Source organism: Pseudomonas sp. FP2338 (assembly GCF_030687515.1).
Lineage (GTDB): Bacteria > Pseudomonadota > Gammaproteobacteria > Pseudomonadales > Pseudomonadaceae > Aquipseudomonas > Aquipseudomonas salomonii.
In genome coordinates this window covers 5713828-5730762 of record NZ_CP117436.1, presented here as the reverse complement: position 1 = coordinate 5730762, position 16935 = coordinate 5713828, and the positions used below count along the sequence as shown (strand labels likewise).

The following is a 16935-nucleotide window of genomic DNA, read 5'->3' as shown; positions in this document are numbered from 1 at the left end:
TCAAACCTCTGCGGGCGTGGCGGCGCGATTGAGTTCGGCCAGCGACAGGTGGCGGTCGAACAGCGGCGCGAGGCTCTGGTCATGGCTGACAAACAACAGGCTGGCGCCGGCTTCGCGGCATTCGGCAAACAACAGCCGGATAAACGCTTCGCGGGCGTCGTAATCCAGGGCCGAGGTGGGTTCGTCGGCGATCACCAGTTCCGGTTGGCCGATCAACGCGCGGGCGGCGGCCACGCGCTGTTGCTGGCCGATGGACAGCGAGTCGGCGCGGCGTTCCAGCAGGTCTTTGTCCTTCAAGCCCAAATGCGCCAGCAAGGTCGCGGCGGCCTGGTCGACACTGCCGTGACGCTGAGTTGCCCGCTGCGCACGCAGCCTGGAAAAGTGACACGGCAGCTCGACGTTCTCGCGCACGGAGAGAAACGGCAGCAGGTTGAATTGCTGAAATATGTAGCCCGTGTGATCAACGCGGAAGCGGTCGCGGGCACCGGCCGAGAGTTCGGTCAGCTCCTGGCCGAGCAGGCGGATGCTGCCCTGGCTGGGTTTCTGCACGCCGCCCAGCAGCCCGAGCAAAGTGGTTTTGCCACTGCCACTCGGGCCCTTTAGAAACAGGGTTTCTCCCGCTTCCAGGCGGAACGCGGGGATGTCCAGCAACTGCGGGTGGCCGGGCCAGTTGAAGCCCAGGTCAGACAGTTCGATCAGTGCTTGGGTCATAGGGAATCAGTGGTCTGGTTTGATTTGGATGATGGCACCGATCCCATGTGGGAGCTGGCTTTTGTGGCGAGGGAGCTTGCTCCCGCTGGGCTGCGTAGCAGCCCCAGAAAAAAGCAGGGACCGCTTCGCACTGGAGCGCCAGCCCGGTCCAGCGGGAGCAAGCTCCCTCGTCACAGCAAGCCAGCTCCCACATTGACCGTGTTTCAAATCAGAATTTCAGGGTGGCTGCGCTGGCCGTCGCTTCAACACCTTGCTGGCCGCTTGGGCCGATCAGTTGTACCTGAATCTTCTGAGTGGCAGGGAAGGTCTTGAACACTTGGGTCAGGTCAAGGTTGCTCAGGGCCGTCGGCGTAGCGCAGGTGAACTGGTAGTGGGCGTGGATTTCGCTGTGGTCGTGATGATGTTCGTGGGCGGCAGCGCCTTTGCCGTCGGTGGCGTGGTCGTCATCGTCCTCATCATGGTCGGCTTCAGGTTTGTCGCCGAACAACGGGCTGTTGAGTTCCTGGGTGCTGATCACGCAGCCGGCTGCTTTGGGCAGGTTGAACAGCGCCAGCGGATTTTCCAATTGTTTGCGCGCGGCGGTGACCTTGGCCTTGTCGGCAGGCGTGGTGGCCTTGTGTTCAAAGCCCACAAGGTTCATGGCCGGGCTGTCGAATTCCAGCTCAAGCGCCTGGCCGTCGAGTACCGCATTGAGCCGGCCGACACCGTGCTCGTGGGCACCGAGGCTGCCGTGTTCATGCTCATGATCGTGTTCATCGGCGGCATGGGCGATGGCCAGGGGCAACAGGGCAAACGGCAAGGCAAGCAGCAGGCGGCGCATGAGAAGGCTCCATAAGATGAAAGTTTTGTTATGTGATCTTATAACAATATTCGCGCCAGTTTGAACGCCCGCTTGGCGTTGTGCAAGTCGCGTGGGAGCATGCGGGTCGGAAAACTACGGGAGTAAGCGCGATGTTGCGAATTCGTGGAACCGTCGGTGACATGCCGGTGGATTTGACCCTGGAACTCGATGACGGCGATTGGGCACGCCTGGGCGCCCACTTGCAGGCAACACCGGCGCCGAGTGCGCCCGCTGTTGCGCCGGTCAAACACAACGATGATTTGTGGCAGAACGCCCAGGATCTGTTGCGCAAGGCCGGGCAACTCAATGGGCTTGAGTTGCTTGATCAGCTTGAGGGCTTGGCCGGTGATGCGGCCTCAGGCAAACGCCTGCTTGTGCGGCTGCGCCACAGCGCCAGTGTGAAAGTGGCCAGCGGCGGGGATACGCCGCTGTACAGCTGGATCGGCGATTAATACAGCGCGGCGAACAGCTTGCGACGGTACACCGTGACCAGCGGATGGTCATTGCCGAGCAGTTCAAACACCTGCAGCAACGTCTTGTGCGGCAAGCCTTCGCTGTAGCTGCGGTTGCGGATAAACAGCTTGAGCAGGCCTTCCAGCGCGGCGTCGTATTGCTGGCGCGCCAGTTGCTGAATCGCCAACTGATAGGCTGCTTCATCATCCTGCGGGTCTTGCGCCAGGCGGCTTTTCAAGTCGGCGGCGTCCGGCAGGTCGGCGGCCTGGCGCAGGAAGGTGATTTGCGCCTTGGCGCCGGCGAGGGCGGCTTTGTGATCGTCGCTTTTCACCGCGTCGAGTACAGCCTGAGCTTCGCCCAATTCACCGCGCTCAGCCAGGCAGCGTGCATACAGAATCAGCGCGCCAGCGTTGGTGTTGTCCTCGCCCAACAGCGCCACCAGCACGGCCTCTGCATCGCTGATACGGCCTTCTGCAAACAACGCCTGGGCCTGTTCCAACGGGTCAGCCGCTTTCGGTGGCGGCATCTTTACGTGGGGTTCCAGCATCGCTCGCACGGCCGACTCCGGTTGTGCCCCGGCGAACCCGTCCACCGGCTGGCCGTCCTTGAACAGCACCACCGTGGGCAGGCTTTGAATGCCAAAACGCGCGACGATGTCCTGCTCGGCTTCGCAATCGACCTTGGCCAGCAGCAACTCGCCCTGATAACTCTCGGCGATTTTCGCCAGCATCGGCATCAATGCCTTGCACGGCGCACACCACTCGGCCCAGAAATCCACCAGCACGGGTTTTTCGAATGAGTTCTGAATCACTGCCTGGTCGAACGTAGCAGTGGTGGCGTCGAAGATGTACGGCGTGGGCTCACTCATGGGGCGTCTCGAATAAAGCGGGAATGGGGCAACTATAAGGGCTGGCGAGGTTGGCTGAAAGCATGATGAGTGCAAGCCAGCCCTTACTGGAGAATGCGCTCAACTGTGGGAGCGGGCTTGCCCGCGATGGCCTCAAGTGCGCCGCGAATGGTACAGGCTCACCTTGCGAAACTCCCAAGGCTCGGCCAGGTCCGGCAGCGTCAGCGCATCGAGGATGTCCAGGCGCTGATAAGCCGGGTGCTGGAAGTCACGCACCCTTGAGTCAGCCACCAGCGCTTCACGGCCGCGTGTCAGGAAGTGGTCGAGCAGCGGCAGGTTGGCGCGGTCGTAGAGTACGTCGGCCACCAGGATCAGGTCGAAGCGGTCGGCCTCGGCAAAAAAGTCGGCTGAATAACTCAGCGCTACACCATTGAGTTCGGCGTTTGCCCGGCAAGCGGCCAAGGCCAGCGGGTCGAGGTCGCAGGCCACCACTTCCAGCGCGCCGGCTTTAACCGCCGCTATGCCGGCCACGCCGGAACCGGCGCCAAAATCCAGCACGCGTTTGCCCGCCACCCACTCGGGATTCGCCGCCAGGTAGCGCGCCAGTGCCAAACCGCTGGCCCAGCAAAAACTCCAGTACGGCGGTTCATGCAGGATGCGCCGGGTCTCTTCCTGGCTGAAGGCACGGTCCATGTTGTCTGCATCCAGCAGCCACAACGACAGCGCGGTGCCTGGCAGCGGGCAGGGCACCAGGTGCGCGTCCCCGATCAGTTCGCTCAGGGCGCGTTGCAGGCCCAGCGGTGGCGTCATGGTGCCCGGACGAGTTGCAGCGGGCCGGTGGTCTGGGTGATCGCCTGGGTGATGCGCACCGCGGGCAGGTGCAGGATCAACTGGCCGGACTGGCTGGCGCGACCGCGCAGTTCAACCCGTGCACCGGCCGGGAAAGCTTCTGGATTAAAACGCAAGCGGAAGGCCAGGGGCTTGCCGTTGCCGGTGAGTACGCTGCTGGCGAGCAATTGTTGCGGGCGGTTACGTTCATCGATCACCAACAGGGCCAGTTCGACTTCGGCGTTGGCCGGCACGCCATTGAGGGTGCCGTTGATTTCACGCTGGTAAGCCGGCAGTGGGCCCAAGTCTTCGATGCCGGGGACTTTTTTCTCTTGGGCAGGCGCCGGTTGAGGCGTCGACGGTTTTGGGGCTTCGCTGCTGCAGGCGACCAGAAAACTGAACAGGGCGAGTAAAACAAGTGGTCGTAACTGCATGTACGGCTCCAGAAAGGGCAAAATCCGTGGCTTAAAAAATATGAAACATAATAGTCAGCCTATATACCGTAAAGGCTATGGCTTGTCTTGCCACGGGGATGCGCTACCATGGCCCTCCCATTTTTTGTTGCCTGCCAACCATGCACTGTCCCTTCTGCGGTGCCAACGACACCAAGGTCATTGACTCGCGTCTGGTCGCCGAGGGCGATCAAGTACGCCGCCGGCGCGAATGCCTGGCCTCTGGCTGCGGTGAACGTTTCACCACCTTCGAAACCGCCGAACTGGTATTGCCACGTCTGATCAAGTCCGACGGCAGCCGCCAGCCTTTCGACGAAGAAAAACTGCGCGCCGGTATGCAGCGTGCCCTGGAAAAACGCCCGGTGAGTGTCGAGCGGCTGGAGGCGGCGCTGGTGCATATCAAGCACAAGCTGCGCGCCACCGGCGAGCGCGAGGTCAAATCCCTGGTGGTTGGAGAGCTGGTGATGGGCGAGCTGCAAAAGCTCGACGAAGTCGCCTATATCCGTTTCGCCTCGGTGTATCGACGCTTCCAGGACCTCAATGAGTTCCGCGAAGAAATCGACCGCCTGGCCCGTGAGCCTGCCAAAGAATGAACCCTCCGTCTGCCGAACAAGCGGTCCTCGACGCCCATTACATGGCCCGCGCCCTCGAACTGGCGCGCAAAGGCCTGTACACCACCCACCCCAACCCACGGGTGGGCTGTGTGATAGTGCGGGATGGGCAGATTGTCGGCGAAGGCTGGCATGAACGCACCGGCGAGCCCCATGCCGAGCCGAACGCCCTGCGCGCCGCCGGCGACAAGGCCCGTGGCGCCACGGTGTACGTGACCCTCGAACCGTGCAGCCACCACGGGCGCACGCCGCCCTGCGCCGATGCGCTGGTGACCGCCGGTGTGGCACGCGTGGTGGCCGGGATGCAGGACCCGAACCCGGAGGTCGCCGGGCGCGGCCTGCAGCGTTTGGCTCAAGCCGGTATCGAAACCCACAGCGGCGTGCTGGAACAACAAGCGCGCGCGCTGAACCCCGGCTTCCTCAAGCGTATGGAACACGGCCTGCCGTTTGTGCGGGTCAAGCTGGCGATGAGCCTGGACGGCCGTACCGCGATGGCGAGCGGCGAAAGCCAATGGATCACCGGGCCTGCTGCCCGCGCCGCCGTGCAGCGCCTGCGTGCCGAGGCCAGTGTGGTGCTGACCGGCGCCGACACGGTGCTGGCTGACGGTGCGCGCCTGACCGTACGCGCCGCCGAATTGGGCCTGGACGCAGAAACCACCGCCCTGGCCATGTCGCGCCCGCCATTGCGCGTGCTCATCGACGGTCGCCTGCGGGTGCCGCTCAACGCACCGTTCTTCAAGGCGGGCCCGGCGCTGGTCATCACCTGCGTCACTCCGGAAAACCAGTTCCCCCGTGGCCCGGAATGCCTGGTGGTGCCGGGCGTCGAAGGGCAGGTTGACCTGCGCTCGGCGCTGGTGGCGCTGGCTGCCCGTGGCGTAAATGACGTGCTGGTAGAAGCCGGCCCAAGCCTGGCGGGCGCGTTTGCCCAGCAGGGCCTGGTCGACGAATACGTGATTTTCGTCGCCGGCAAGTTCCTGGGCTCCGCCGCCCGGCCTTTGCTGGACTGGCCGCTTGAGAAACTGGCCGATGCCCCCCAACTCAAGATCACTGAAATGCGCGCTGTAGGCGACGACTGGCGAGTCACTGCCATCCCGCTACCACCAGCGAGCGTATAATTCTGACCGGGCGCTCAAGCGCCCGCACCGTTTTCCAGGAGAAGGCCATGTTCACCGGCATTATCGAATCCATCGGCAGCATCCGCGCCATGACCCCAAAGGGCGGCGACGTGCGCCTGCTGGTTGAAACCGGCAAGCTCGACCTCGGCGACGTCAAACTGGGCGACAGCATCGCCGTCAGCGGCGTGTGCCTGACCGTCATCGAGTTGCCGGGTAACGGCTTTGCCGCCGACGTCAGCCGGGAAACCCTGGACTGCACCGCGATGAATGACCTCAAAGCCGGCAGCCCGGTCAACCTGGAAAAAGCCCTGACCCCGACCACCCGTTTGGGCGGCCACCTGGTCAGCGGCCACGTTGACGGCGTCGGCGAAGTGGTTGCACGCAGCGAAAACGCGCGCGCCGTGGAATTCCGTATCCGCGCGCCGAAAGAGCTGGCCAAGTACATCGCCCACAAAGGCTCGATCACCGTCGACGGCACCAGCCTGACCGTGAACGCCGTGAATGGCGCTGAATTCGAACTGACCATCATCCCGCACACCCTGAGCGAAACCATCATGGCGTCGTACCAGCCAGGTCGCCGGGTGAACCTGGAAGTCGACTTGCTTGCCCGTTACCTGGAGCGCCTGCTGATGGGCGATAAGGCCGCAGAGCCAGCATCCGGGAACATCACTGAAAGTTTTCTGGCCGCTAACGGCTACCTGAAATCCTGACCAAGGGGGTGCCGCGTGGCGCTCAATAGTATCGAAGAACTGGTTGAAGACATCCGCCAAGGCAAGATGGTCATCCTGATGGATGACGAAGATCGCGAGAACGAAGGCGACATCATCATGGCCGCCGAGGCCTGCAAGCCCGAGCACATCAACTTTATGGCCAAGCACGCCCGTGGGTTGATCTGCATGCCCATGAGCCGCGAGCGCTGCGAATTGCTCAAGCTGCCGTTGATGGCGCCGCGCAATGGTTCGGGTTTCGGCACCAAGTTCACCGTATCGATTGAAGCGACCACCGGCGTCACCACCGGCATTTCCGCCGCCGACCGTGCGCGCACCGTGCAGGCCGCTGCAGCCAAAGACGCCAAGGCCGAAGACATTGTGAGCCCCGGCCACATTTTCCCGCTGATGGCCCAACCGGGCGGCACCCTTGCTCGCGCCGGCCACACCGAAGCCGCCTGCGACCTGGCGCGCATGGCCGGTTTTGAACCGAGCGGCGTGATCTGCGAAGTAATGAACGACGACGGCACCATGGCCCGTCGCGCCGAACTCGAGGCGTTTGCGGCCGAACACGGCATCAAGATCGGCACCATTGCCGACCTGATTCACTACCGCATGATCCACGAACGTACCGTTCAGCGGATTGCCGAGCAGCCGCTGGACAGCGAACTGGGCCAGTTCAACCTGGTGACCTACCGTGATTCAGTCGAAGGCGACGTGCACATGGCCCTCACCTTGGGGAATATTTGCGCCGAAGAGCCGACCCTGGTGCGCGTGCACAACATGGACCCGCTGCGCGACCTGCTGATGGTCAAGCAGCCGGGCCGTTGGAGCCTGCGCGCCGCCATGGCCGCGGTTTCCGAGGCTGGCAGTGGTGTGGTGCTGTTGCTCGGCAACCCGGTGGATGGCGACGTATTGCTCGCGCATATTCGTGAAACCGCCGAGCACACCCAGGTCAAAACACCGACCACCTACAGCATCGTCGGTGCCGGTTCACAGATCCTGCGTGACCTCGGTGTGCGCAAAATGCGCCTGATGAGCGCACCGATGAAATTTAATGCGATATCCGGATTCGACCTGGAAGTTGTAGAATATGTGCCCTCCGAATAAAGGCCGGCGTTTTCTGCCCCTTGTTCGCGGTTAAATCATCACTGAGGGACGCACTTTTCGCGTCCCGGCTCTTTAAGAGATTTGTCGAATGACCCTGAAGACCATCGAAGGTACCTTCATCGCCCCCAAAGGCCGCTATGCCCTGGTGGTTGGCCGCTTCAACAGCTTCGTGGTTGAAAGCCTGGTAAGCGGTGCCGTGGATGCCCTGGTTCGCCACGGTGTGAGCGAGAGCGACATCACTATCATCCGCGCCCCTGGCGCCTTCGAAATTCCACTGGTTGCGCAAAAAGTTGCGCAGCAGGGTGAATACGCGGCGATCATCGCCCTGGGCGCGGTCATTCGTGGCGGTACTCCGCACTTCGAATACGTGGCTGGCGAATGCACCAAGGGCCTGGCCCAGGTGTCCATGGAGTTCGGCGTGCCAGTCGCTTTCGGCGTACTGACCGTAGACTCCATCGAGCAAGCCATCGAGCGTTCCGGCACCAAGGCCGGTAACAAGGGCGCTGAAGCTGCCTTGTCCGCCCTGGAAATGGTCAGCCTGCTGTCGCAGTTGGAGGCCAAGTGATTTCCGACGAGAGCGATCGTTTTAACCCACGCGACGAACGTCCAGCCGACGCCGGCAAGCCTTCGAAAAGCGAAAAACGCCGTGCTGCCCGTCAGCTCGCCACCCAGGCGCTGTACCAGCGCCACATGGCTGGTACTTCGCTGAACGAAATCGAAGCGCAATTTCGCGTCGATAACGACTTCACGTTTGCCGACCAGAGCTACTTCCACGACATCCTGCACGGTGTTCCGGCCAACCTGACCGAGATCGACACCGCGCTGGCCCCGTGCCTTGACCTGACCATCGAAGAACTCGACCCGGTTGAACTGGCTGTGCTGCGCCTGTCCACCTGGGAACTGCTCAAGCGCGTCGACGTACCCTACCGCGTGGTGATCAACGAAGGTATCGAGCTGGCGAAAGTCTACGGTTCGACCGACGGCCACAAGTTCGTCAACGGCGTGCTCGACAAGCTGGCCCCGCGCCTGCGTGAAGCTGAAGTGAAGGAACACAAGCGCTAAGTCGCTTGAGTCCCGAATGGGTGAGTTCGAGCTGATCCGCAACTACTTCGCCGCCGCGCCCTGTGCGCAGGGCGGTGAAGGTATTGCCCTGGGGATCGGCGACGACTGCGCCCTGCTGGCACTCCCCGCCGGGGAGCAACTGGCAATCTCCACCGACACGCTGGTGGCCGGCGTGCACTTTGCCGACCCCTGCGACCCGTTCCTGCTCGGCCAGCGCTCGTTGGCCGTGGCAGTCAGCGACTTGGCCGCGATGGGCGCCCACCCTCTGGCCTTCACCCTCGCACTCACCACACCTACCGTCGATGCCGATTGGCTGCAACGCTATGCCCAGGGTTTGAACGCCATGGCGCAGAGCTGCGGTGTGGGGCTGGTGGGCGGCGATACCACCCGCGGGCCGCTGAGCCTGACCCTGACCGTGTTTGGCCGTGTGCCGGCCGGGCAGGCGTTGGTTCGCAGTGGTGCGCAGCCGGGTGACTTACTGTGTGTGGGCGGGGAGTTGGGTAACGCTGCCGGTGCTTTGCCGCTGGTATTGGGGCAACGCACGGCGGACGCGGCTATCGCTGATCCGCTGCTCGCCCATTACTGGTCACCGCAACCGCAGTTGGCGCTGGGCCTCGCGCTTCGGGGTAAGGCCACGTCTGCGATGGACATCTCCGACGGCCTGCTGGCCGATTGTGGGCATATCGCCAAGGCATCGGCTGTCAGTCTGGTCATTGAGCGTGAGACGCTGCCGTTATCCCAGGCGTTGCTGGCGTTTGTCGGCGATGACGAGGCTCGCGTCGCGGCACTGAGCGGGGGCGACGACTATGTGTTGGCGTTCACCCTGCCACCGGCCGAGCTGGCGCCGTTATTGGCGGGCGGCTGGCCCGTCCACGTAATCGGCCGGGTCGAGGCCGGGCAGGGCGTGACGCTGCTCGACGCCGCCGGGCAAGACATCACGCCAGCCGTGCGCGGCTATCAGCATTTTCGCGACACGCCGTAAGCGGCAGACCTGCGCTACCCTCTATACGGTTCCCCCCGTGCAGGAGGTTGTCACCATGGGTGTGCGCCGTTGGCTGCTGATAGTGTTGTGCGTTCTTGCACCCCAGGTTCTGGCGGGTGAAGCACCTGTACCTGGCAAGATCATGCTGGCCAGTGAGCAATGGAACGACTTCACCAACAAAGATGGCAGCGGCCTGGCTTGGGATGTGTTGCGGCTGGTCTTCGAGCCGGTGGGCATTACCGTGCAAACCCGCAGCGTGCCCTATACCCGTTCGGTCGGCCTGGCCCAGCGTGGCGAGGTGGATGGCTGGGTCGGTTCCTATCGCGATGAGGCCAGCGGCGTGCTGTACCCGCACTGGAGTTTCGATTCCGACCACATCTACGCCCTCGGGCTGGCCGCCACACCAGCACCGAGCATCGCCACGCTGGGCAATTATCGCTTGGCCTGGGTGCGCGGCTACAAGTACGAGGAATACCTGCCGAATGTGCGCCGCTTCAACCAGATAGAACGTCGCAGTGGCATCCTGCCGATGCTGCAACACCGCCGCGCCGACTTCTATATTGATGCCCTCACTGAAGCCAAATACGTGCTCAGCCAGTCGGATGACCCGGCGCAATTCAAGCTCACTCATATAGCCGAACTGCCGCTCTACATCGGCTTTGCCGACACCGACCGGGGCCGGGCGCTGATGGGCGTGTATGACCAACGTATGGCTGTACTGGTAAAGAGCGGCGAGCTGAAACCGATTTTCGCACACTGGAAGCAGCCGTACCCGTTCTGACCTGCATAGAACCAGGACGAAGGCCAATCGAACCGATTGATCTTTATCAGCGATAATTCAGCTTAAGCGTCTGTAGGAACCTGCTGTTACAATGACGCCCTCTGTGAAATCTGAAATCAGGAGCACACGGTGCCCGTCGTTTTCGTCGCCGCTTCCAAGCTGCCTACCCCCTTTGCCACGTTCACCATGAACGGCTTTCTCGAAGAAGCCACCGGCCGCGAGCACGTTGTGCTCAGCCTGGGGGCTATCGACGACGGCGCGCCGGTGCTGGGCCGCGTACATTCCGAGTGCCTGACCGGCGATGCCTTGTTCAGCCAGCGTTGCGACTGTGGTTCGCAACTGGAAGCGGCCATGCGCGCCATCGCCCGTGAAGGCCGCGGTGTGCTGCTGTACTTGCGTCAGGAAGGCCGCGGCATTGGCCTGATGAACAAGATCCGCGCCTACGAGCTGCAAGACGGCGGCGCCGACACCGTCGAAGCCAACGAGCGCCTGGGCTTTGCCGCCGACCAGCGTGACTACGCAATCTGCCTGCCGATGCTCGAGCATTTGGGCGTCAAATCCCTGCGTTTGATGACCAATAACCCGCGCAAGGTCAAAGCCTTGACCGAGATGGGCATCACCGTGGCCGAGCGCGTGCCGCTGCACACCGGGCAAAACCCGCACAACAAACTCTACCTGGCGACCAAAGCCAGCAAGCTCGACCACATGATGGGCAACGAGCATCAGGGCGAGGTCGACCGCGCGTGACCCGCGGCCAGGTAAAACGGCGACTGTCCTTCAACTGGTGGCAGTACCTGGCCATGGCCTTGGTCCCGCTGTTCGTGCTCAACCTGGTGTTTGGCCAGGCCCAATCCCTGCTTCCCGTGTTGGCCATGCCGTTCTTTATTGCCGGCGTGGCCTCGATGTTTCTGAGCCTGCGTTATTTTCATGGCTATAAACACGCATTGATCGCCACTTCCAAAGCGCTCGATACACCCGAAGAACCGGCCGCCTGGATTACCCTCGCGGCTCGTCGGCGTGCCGCTTTGTTGGTAGCCGCGCTGCCGGCCTGGATCGGCGCATTGGCCGTATTTGTCGGCCTGGAAGCAGTGCCACTGTGCCTCCTGGCGTTATCGACGCTGGTGTTGTTCTATCTCTACCGCATTCCGCGTCAGTTGGGATGATGCGTTTTTGGCTGTCGCTTCTGGTGCTGGCATTCAGTGCCCAGGCGATTGCGGTCGAGCGTGTCGTCAGCCTGGCGCCGTCCCTGTCTGAAATCGTGGTCGAACTGGGCGCCGCCGACTTGCTGGTGGGCGTGCTCGACGGTGGCGAACGCCCGGCGGCATTGGCGCAAGTGCCATCGGTTGGGCAATACGGCCAACTCAATATGGAGCGCCTGCTCAGCCTCAAGCCCGACCTTATTCTGCTCTGGCCCGGCAGTGTCGGCCCGGCCCAGCGCCAACAGTTGCAACGCCTGAACATCCCCGTCTATGTAGCTGAACCCCATAGCCTTGAGCAACTGACGGCCCAGGTACAAGCCATCGCTCAACAATTGGGCCGCGAAGCGGCGGGGCGCGCGCTGGCCGCGCAGTTACGCCAACGCCTGGCCGAACTGCGCCAGCGCTATCAGCGCGCCGAGCCGTTGCGCGTGTTTTACCAGGTGTGGAACCAGCCGCTGTACACCATTGGCGGCGGGCAGATCATCAGTGATGCCTTGCAGGTTTGCGGCGCACGCAACGTGTTTGCCGACCTCAAGCTGCCCGCGCCGCAGGTCAGCGTCGAGTCAGTGTTGCAGCGCAACCCCCAACTGATCCTGGCGGGTGATCAGGCCCAGGCCGATGCCTGGAAAGCGTGGCCGCAAATAGCCGCCGTGGCGCAGGGGCGTTTGTTGGTGGTTCCCGATAAAGGCTTGGAGCGCCCAAGCGGGCAGATGGTCGAGGCGGTGGCGAAACTGTGCGAGTTGATTGCGCCGAAACGTTAACGGTACGGGTTCTCCTACTGGTTATTCGGATTTGTCGGTCGGGTGATTTCGGCGCCATGGCGGTACGCTGCGGCTCGCGATGCTTGCTGCATGGCGATTGTTCACATACAGGAGGTGACCGTGCGCCGTTTGATCATTGGTATCTCAACCGCCATTCTGTTGGCGGGTTGCAACACATTCGAAGGTATCTCGACGTTGATGAATTTCAGCGATCACCCCATTGCTGCCAAGGCACACGAAGGTGGGGCCACGAAGCAGGATATGCTTGCGATCCAGGCGCCCAAGCGTGTCATTCCCGCACGTGATGGCCGCACAGAGTGCCTTGACTATGAGCTGGAAAACAAAGGCAAGAAAAAGGAATTTTACGTGGGTGTTACCGATACAGGCCGTGTTGGCGCGTTTGGGTTCATAACCTGTGACAAGGCGATCAAGGCCGGTTACCTCGACGCCAAAACGGCTCTGCGTTAGCGTTTATGGAGTGACTTAGCTATAGCTGCGGCGTCCAGGTCACTCCAAACAACAGCGCTCGGCCTTCTTCCCGGTAGCCATATTGCTGGCCTTGATACTGATACAGCGCCCGGCTGTAGTCTTTGTTCAGCAGGTTATCGACCTTCATATTCAGCGTCACTTCACGGTTCACGGCCCAGCTTGCGCGAAGGCCCAGCAACCCGTAGCCGCCCAATCGTTGCTGGTTGTTCGGGTCATCGTAGCTGCTGCTCACCGCTTGCCAGCTGGCGCCGACGCCGAACTGATCGAACTGGCGATCCAGGTCCAGGCTCACCGTGCGTCTGGCGCGGCGCGCCAATGTGCGGCCGGAGTCGCGGTCGCGTGGGTCAATCATCGCCAGCCCAAGGCTGCCCTGCCAGCCGAACAATTCTTGCTTGAACGCGGCTTCAAAACCATTGATGCGTGCTGAGCTGACGTTCTGCGGACCGTCGCTGCCGAACACGATCGCATCTTGAATATCGGTGCGGTACAGCGACGCCTCCAGGCGGCTGGTGTCGCTGAGCTGGCTGCGCCATTGCAGTTCATAGCTTTTGGAGGTTTCGGGTTTCAGATTCGGGTTGGCGTTTTTAAAGCCGTATTCGTCCGGGTAGTAAAGGTCGTTGAAGGTCGGTGCGCGGAAGCCTTCGCTGTAGCTCAGCAACAGGTCGTTATCCGGGTTCACCGGCAGGGTCAGGGTGCCGCTCCAGCTGGTGTGACCGCCGAACTGTTGGTTCTGGTCGCGGCGCAGGCCCAGCTCGGTGGAAAAATACTGCGCTTCAAAGCGGTGCTGGATAAATGCGGCACGGTTCCAGCGGCTGTCTTCGGCGAGCACCGTACTGCTGTTGACCCGGTCTTCGTACCAGTCGCCGCCCAGGATCAGGCTGTTCTGGTCATTGAGGGTCAAGTCGTTCTGCCAGGTCAGCGAGTCGCGGTAAGTGTTGAATACGCTGCGGTCGTCGCTGAGCTTATCCAGGGTTTTTTCGCGGTTTTCACTGTGGCCCAGCTCCAGACGAGACTTCCACGCATCGTTGAGGTGCGCGTCGACATAACTGCTGACGCTGCTGACGGTGAAGTCTGTATAGGGTTTTTGCTGGAAGCTCTGGTAGGTGAGCGAGTCATAGCGGCCAAAAGGGTTGTCGAATTCGCTTTTGCCACGGTTATCCAGCACGTTCACGCCTGCGTCGATGTCATCGGTAAAGGCATGGCTCAGGCTGAAGCTGATGGCTTGGTTGCGATAGGTATCGTGGTCGCCATCGCTCGGGTAGGACGTGTGTGTGCGGTTGATCCCGGCGGTGTCATCCAGGCTGGCGCCGAGGCTGAAGCGGGTTTGCTGGTCGCCGCCGGACAGTCCCAGGCTGCGCTCCCACGTCTGGTTGCTGCCAAAACCCACATGCAGGCGCGGTTGCAGGCCCGCGTCGGTGTTGCGCCGGGTGAAGATCTGAATCACCCCGCCAATCGCATCGCTGCCGTAGATCGCCGAGCGCGAACCGCGCAGCACCTCTACGCGCTCGATCTGGTCAATGTTGAGGTATTGCAGGTTGCTGGTGCCGGTGGTGGAGCTGCTGATGCGCTGGCCATCCACCAACACCAGGCTCTGGGCGGTGGAAGTGCCACGCACATACACGTTGGTCACGCTGCCACGGCCGCCACTTTGTGCCACCTGCACGCCAGGCACACGGCTGAGCAAGTCGCTTACGCTGGTGGGCTGCAAGCGGTCGATGTCGTCGCGGGTAAACACGCTGTTGGCGGCGCTGCTGTCGTTACGCGCCTGCACCTGGCGGTTGGCGCTGATCACCACGTCGGAGAGTTTGAGGGCGTCGTCGCGCTCGAAGCTGTCGGCCAGCACTTCAGTGGCGTGGAGCAGCAGCAGGGGCAGGGCAAAGCGAAGGCAATTCATGGGCTGTCCATAGCATTTGAAAATGGCATAAACCCAATGTGGGAGCGGGCTTGCTCGCGAAAGCGGTGGCACATTCAACATCTTGGTTGACTGACACTCTGCATTCGCGAGCAAGCCCGCTCCCACATTTAGTCCAGGTTTCTACCGGGAGAGGGGTTACAGGCCGAGCAGCGCCATGCGCGTGCGCACCGAAGCCTCGATCCCGGCCTCGTCCAAGCCACACTCGGCCAGCATCTGCGCCGGCTTGGCGTGTTCCACATATACATCCGGCAGGCCCAGGTGCAGCACCGACTTGAGGATGTTCTCCCGCGCCAGGAACTCACTGACTGCCGCACCGGCACCACCCATGATGGCGTTTTCTTCGACGGTCACCAGCAGTTCATGGCTGGCGGCGATTTCACGCACCAAGGCCTCATCCAGCGGTTTGACGAAGCGCATGTCGACCACGGTGGCGTCGATTTTCTCGGCGACCTTCAGGGCTTCGGCCAACTGCACGCCAAATACCAGAAACGCGGTCTTGCTGCCGTGGCGGCGCACGATACCTTTGCCAATCTCGATCGGCTCCAGGTCTTTTTCGATCACTGCATTCGGGCCGTTGCCGCGCGGATAACGCACGGCGGCCGGGCCGTTATACAGGTGGCCGGTGCTGAGCATCTTGCGCAGCTCGTTTTCATCGCTCGGGGTCATCACCAGCATGCCGGGGATGCAACGCAGGTAAGACAAGTCGAAGCTGCCTGCGTGAGTCGGGCCGTCTTCGCCGACCAAACCGGCGCGGTCGATGGCGAACAGCACGTCAAGGTTCTGCACCGCCACATCGTGAACAAGCTGGTCATAGCCGCGTTGCAGGAAGGTGGAGTAGATCGCCACCACCGGCTTGGCGCCTTCACAGGCCATGCCGGCGGCGAAGGTCACCGCGTGTTGTTCGGCAATGGCTACGTCGAAGTAGCGCAGCGGGAAACGCTCGCTGAATGCCACCAGGTCCGAACCTTCCTTCATCGCCGGGGTAATACCCACCAGGCGCGGGTCGGCGGCGGCCATGTCGCACAGCCATTCGCCAAACACGCCGGAATACTTCGGCCCGCTGGCCTTTTTTGGCGCAGCGGCGGGCGCATCTACGGGTTCGAGCTTGGTGATGGCGTGGTAACCAATCGGGTCGACTTCTGCCGGAGCGAAGCCTTTGCCTTTTTTGGTGACGATATGCAGGAACTGCGGGCCCTTGAGGTCACGCATGTTGCGCAGCGTGGCGATCAGGGTCGGCAGGTCATGGCCGTCGATCGGGCCGATGTAGTTCCAGCCCAGCTCTTCAAACAGGGTGCCGGGTACCAGCATGCCCTTGGCATATTCTTCGGTACGCCGGGCAATTTCCCACGCGCCGGGCAGACGCGAGAGCACCTTCTTGCTGCCTTCGCGCATGCTGGCGTAGGTGCGGCTCGAAAGGATTTTTGCCAGGTAATTGGACAGGCCACCCACATTGCGGGAAATCGACATGTCGTTGTCGTTGAGGATCACCAACATGTTGGCGTCCACTTCCGGCGCGTGGTTCAGTGCTTCAAAGGCCATGCCGGCGGTCAGCGCGCCATCACCGATCACCGCGATCGCCTTGCGGTCGCTGCCTTGCAGGCGGGCGGCAATGGCCATGCCCAGCGCGGCGCTGATGGAGGTGCTGGAGTGGCCGACGCCAAAGGTGTCGTACTCGCTCTCGGACCGGCGCGGGAAGGCGGCCAGGCCGTCCTTCTGGCGCAGGCTGCCCATGCGCTCGCGGCGGCCCGTGAGGATTTTATGCGGATACGCCTGATGGCCCACGTCCCACACCAGCCGGTCGTCCGGGGTGTCGAACACGTAGTGCAAGGCGATGGTCAGCTCGATGACGCCCAGCCCGGCACCGAAATGCCCACCGGTCTGGCCGACCGTGTAGAGCAATTCCAGGCGCAATTCATCGGCCAGGGTTTCCAGCTCGGCTTCACCCAGTCGACGCAGGCCGACCGGCGTGACAGCACGGTCGAGCAGGGGCGTGGACGGGCGCTTGCGGGGAATCTCTTGAAACGTCGTGGGCATCAGGCGAATCGTTATAGGTATAGAAGAGGCGGCAGTT

20 protein-coding genes are annotated in these 16935 nt (G+C 62.3%); 13 read left to right on the top strand and 7 right to left on the bottom strand.

The features are described 5' to 3' along the window. On the bottom strand, positions 1-711 hold the full coding sequence (locus PSH96_RS25965; protein ID WP_058421322.1) for an ABC transporter ATP-binding protein: 711 nt from the start codon (positions 709-711) through the stop codon (positions 1-3). Between the two features lie 208 nt (positions 712-919). Continuing rightward, complete coding sequence (locus PSH96_RS25960; RefSeq protein WP_305456039.1) at positions 920-1531, bottom strand: DUF2796 domain-containing protein; 612 nt, start codon at positions 1529-1531, stop codon at positions 920-922. 131 nt (positions 1532-1662) lie between these two features. Here PSH96_RS25960 and PSH96_RS25955 point away from each other — a divergent pair, with 131 nt between their 5' ends. Next, positions 1663-2004, top strand: a complete 342-nt coding sequence (locus PSH96_RS25955; protein WP_236371102.1) for a hypothetical protein — start codon at positions 1663-1665, stop codon at positions 2002-2004. On the opposite strand, the gene trxA is transcribed toward PSH96_RS25955, so the two are convergent. The 3 genes from trxA to PSH96_RS25940 form a co-directional block, all read right to left on the bottom strand. After that, complete coding sequence (trxA, locus tag PSH96_RS25950) at positions 2001-2873, bottom strand: thioredoxin (RefSeq protein WP_056861912.1); 873 nt, start codon at positions 2871-2873, stop codon at positions 2001-2003. The two genes, PSH96_RS25955 and trxA, sit on opposite strands and share 4 nt — an antisense overlap. Positions 2874-3005: 132 nt before the next feature. Next, a complete protein-coding gene (locus PSH96_RS25945; RefSeq protein ID WP_305456036.1) occupies positions 3006-3662 on the bottom strand; it encodes a methyltransferase in 657 nt (218 codons plus the stop codon). Continuing rightward, positions 3659-4114, bottom strand: a complete 456-nt coding sequence (locus PSH96_RS25940; RefSeq protein WP_056861914.1) for a YbaY family lipoprotein — start codon at positions 4112-4114, stop codon at positions 3659-3661. The genes PSH96_RS25945 and PSH96_RS25940 overlap by 4 nt, the downstream gene beginning before the upstream one ends. A 140-nt stretch (positions 4115-4254) precedes the next feature. Here PSH96_RS25940 and nrdR point away from each other — a divergent pair, with 140 nt between their 5' ends. The 12 genes from nrdR (at position 4255) to PSH96_RS25880 (ending at position 12928) form a co-directional block, all read left to right on the top strand. Further along, positions 4255-4725, top strand: a complete 471-nt coding sequence (gene nrdR, locus PSH96_RS25935) for a transcriptional regulator NrdR (RefSeq protein WP_015886108.1) — start codon at positions 4255-4257, stop codon at positions 4723-4725. Further along, positions 4722-5858, top strand: a complete 1137-nt coding sequence (gene ribD, locus PSH96_RS25930; RefSeq protein ID WP_065911300.1) for a bifunctional diaminohydroxyphosphoribosylaminopyrimidine deaminase/5-amino-6-(5-phosphoribosylamino)uracil reductase RibD — start codon at positions 4722-4724, stop codon at positions 5856-5858. Before nrdR ends, ribD begins: the two co-directional genes overlap by 4 nt. Positions 5859-5905: 47 nt before the next feature. Continuing rightward, entirely contained in the window at positions 5906-6568 is a 663-nt protein-coding gene (locus PSH96_RS25925) for a riboflavin synthase (protein WP_017135994.1), read from the top strand. Between the two features lie 15 nt (positions 6569-6583). Then, positions 6584-7675 (top strand): bifunctional 3,4-dihydroxy-2-butanone-4-phosphate synthase/GTP cyclohydrolase II, encoded by a 1092-nt coding sequence (gene ribBA / locus PSH96_RS25920; RefSeq protein ID WP_200432067.1) that lies wholly within the window; start codon positions 6584-6586, stop codon positions 7673-7675. Between the two features lie 88 nt (positions 7676-7763). Next, positions 7764-8240 carry a 6,7-dimethyl-8-ribityllumazine synthase gene (gene ribE, locus PSH96_RS25915; RefSeq protein ID WP_003176356.1) on the top strand — a complete coding sequence of 159 codons (477 nt, stop codon included), beginning with the start codon at positions 7764-7766 and terminating at the stop codon, positions 8238-8240. After that, entirely contained in the window at positions 8237-8737 is a 501-nt protein-coding gene (nusB, locus tag PSH96_RS25910) for a transcription antitermination factor NusB (RefSeq protein ID WP_056861918.1), read from the top strand. The genes ribE and nusB overlap by 4 nt, the downstream gene beginning before the upstream one ends. 16 nt (positions 8738-8753) lie before the next feature. After that, positions 8754-9719: a thiamine-phosphate kinase gene (thiL, locus tag PSH96_RS25905; RefSeq protein WP_305456032.1), complete on the top strand. Its 966-nt coding sequence runs from the start codon at positions 8754-8756 to the stop codon at positions 9717-9719. 55 nt (positions 9720-9774) lie between these two features. Beyond that, positions 9775-10500, top strand: a complete 726-nt coding sequence (locus PSH96_RS25900; RefSeq protein ID WP_305456031.1) for an ABC transporter substrate-binding protein — start codon at positions 9775-9777, stop codon at positions 10498-10500. Between the two features lie 129 nt (positions 10501-10629). Beyond that, positions 10630-11247: a GTP cyclohydrolase II gene (gene ribA, locus PSH96_RS25895; protein ID WP_056861921.1), complete on the top strand. Its 618-nt coding sequence runs from the start codon at positions 10630-10632 to the stop codon at positions 11245-11247. Further along, positions 11244-11663: an MFS transporter gene (locus PSH96_RS25890; RefSeq protein WP_305456029.1), complete on the top strand. Its 420-nt coding sequence runs from the start codon at positions 11244-11246 to the stop codon at positions 11661-11663. Before ribA ends, PSH96_RS25890 begins: the two co-directional genes overlap by 4 nt. Continuing rightward, on the top strand, positions 11660-12460 hold the full coding sequence (locus PSH96_RS25885; protein WP_305456027.1) for a cobalamin-binding protein: 801 nt from the start codon (positions 11660-11662) through the stop codon (positions 12458-12460). Before PSH96_RS25890 ends, PSH96_RS25885 begins: the two co-directional genes overlap by 4 nt. Before the next feature lie 120 nt (positions 12461-12580). Then, on the top strand, positions 12581-12928 hold the full coding sequence (locus PSH96_RS25880) for a hypothetical protein (RefSeq protein WP_305456026.1): 348 nt from the start codon (positions 12581-12583) through the stop codon (positions 12926-12928). 19 nt (positions 12929-12947) lie between these two features. Here PSH96_RS25880 and PSH96_RS25875 read toward each other — a convergent pair whose 3' ends face one another. Both PSH96_RS25875 and dxs read right to left on the bottom strand, forming a co-directional pair. Next, positions 12948-14843, bottom strand: a complete 1896-nt coding sequence (locus tag PSH96_RS25875; RefSeq protein WP_305456024.1) for a TonB-dependent receptor domain-containing protein — start codon at positions 14841-14843, stop codon at positions 12948-12950. Positions 14844-14999: 156 nt separating this feature from the next. Further along, positions 15000-16898 carry a 1-deoxy-D-xylulose-5-phosphate synthase gene (dxs, locus tag PSH96_RS25870; protein WP_305456022.1) on the bottom strand — a complete coding sequence of 633 codons (1899 nt, stop codon included), beginning with the start codon at positions 16896-16898 and terminating at the stop codon, positions 15000-15002. Positions 16899-16935: the final 37 nt, after the last annotated feature.

What these genes read in the sequence shown, in the direction of transcription:
- PSH96_RS25945 (WP_305456036.1), bottom strand. Translation starts at nt 3,662, where the DNA reads ATGACGCCACCGCTGGGCCTGCAACGCGCCCTGAGCGAACTGATCGGG.
- PSH96_RS25925 (WP_017135994.1), top strand. Translation starts at nt 5,906, where the DNA reads ATGTTCACCGGCATTATCGAATCCATCGGCAGCATCCGCGCCATGACC.
- PSH96_RS25960 (WP_305456039.1), bottom strand. Translation starts at nt 1,531, where the DNA reads ATGCGCCGCCTGCTGCTTGCCTTGCCGTTTGCCCTGTTGCCCCTGGCC.
- ribD (WP_065911300.1), top strand. Translation starts at nt 4,722, where the DNA reads ATGAACCCTCCGTCTGCCGAACAAGCGGTCCTCGACGCCCATTACATG.
- nrdR (WP_015886108.1), top strand. Translation starts at nt 4,255, where the DNA reads ATGCACTGTCCCTTCTGCGGTGCCAACGACACCAAGGTCATTGACTCG.
- PSH96_RS25940 (WP_056861914.1), bottom strand. Translation starts at nt 4,114, where the DNA reads ATGCAGTTACGACCACTTGTTTTACTCGCCCTGTTCAGTTTTCTGGTC.
- PSH96_RS25900 (WP_305456031.1), top strand. Translation starts at nt 9,775, where the DNA reads ATGGGTGTGCGCCGTTGGCTGCTGATAGTGTTGTGCGTTCTTGCACCC.
- PSH96_RS25875 (WP_305456024.1), bottom strand. Translation starts at nt 14,843, where the DNA reads ATGAATTGCCTTCGCTTTGCCCTGCCCCTGCTGCTGCTCCACGCCACT.
- PSH96_RS25965 (WP_058421322.1), bottom strand. Translation starts at nt 711, where the DNA reads ATGACCCAAGCACTGATCGAACTGTCTGACCTGGGCTTCAACTGGCCC.
- PSH96_RS25885 (WP_305456027.1), top strand. Translation starts at nt 11,660, where the DNA reads ATGATGCGTTTTTGGCTGTCGCTTCTGGTGCTGGCATTCAGTGCCCAG.
- thiL (WP_305456032.1), top strand. Translation starts at nt 8,754, where the DNA reads ATGGGTGAGTTCGAGCTGATCCGCAACTACTTCGCCGCCGCGCCCTGT.
- dxs (WP_305456022.1), bottom strand. Translation starts at nt 16,898, where the DNA reads ATGCCCACGACGTTTCAAGAGATTCCCCGCAAGCGCCCGTCCACGCCC.
- PSH96_RS25955 (WP_236371102.1), top strand. Translation starts at nt 1,663, where the DNA reads ATGTTGCGAATTCGTGGAACCGTCGGTGACATGCCGGTGGATTTGACC.
- ribE (WP_003176356.1), top strand. Translation starts at nt 7,764, where the DNA reads ATGACCCTGAAGACCATCGAAGGTACCTTCATCGCCCCCAAAGGCCGC.
- trxA (WP_056861912.1), bottom strand. Translation starts at nt 2,873, where the DNA reads ATGAGTGAGCCCACGCCGTACATCTTCGACGCCACCACTGCTACGTTC.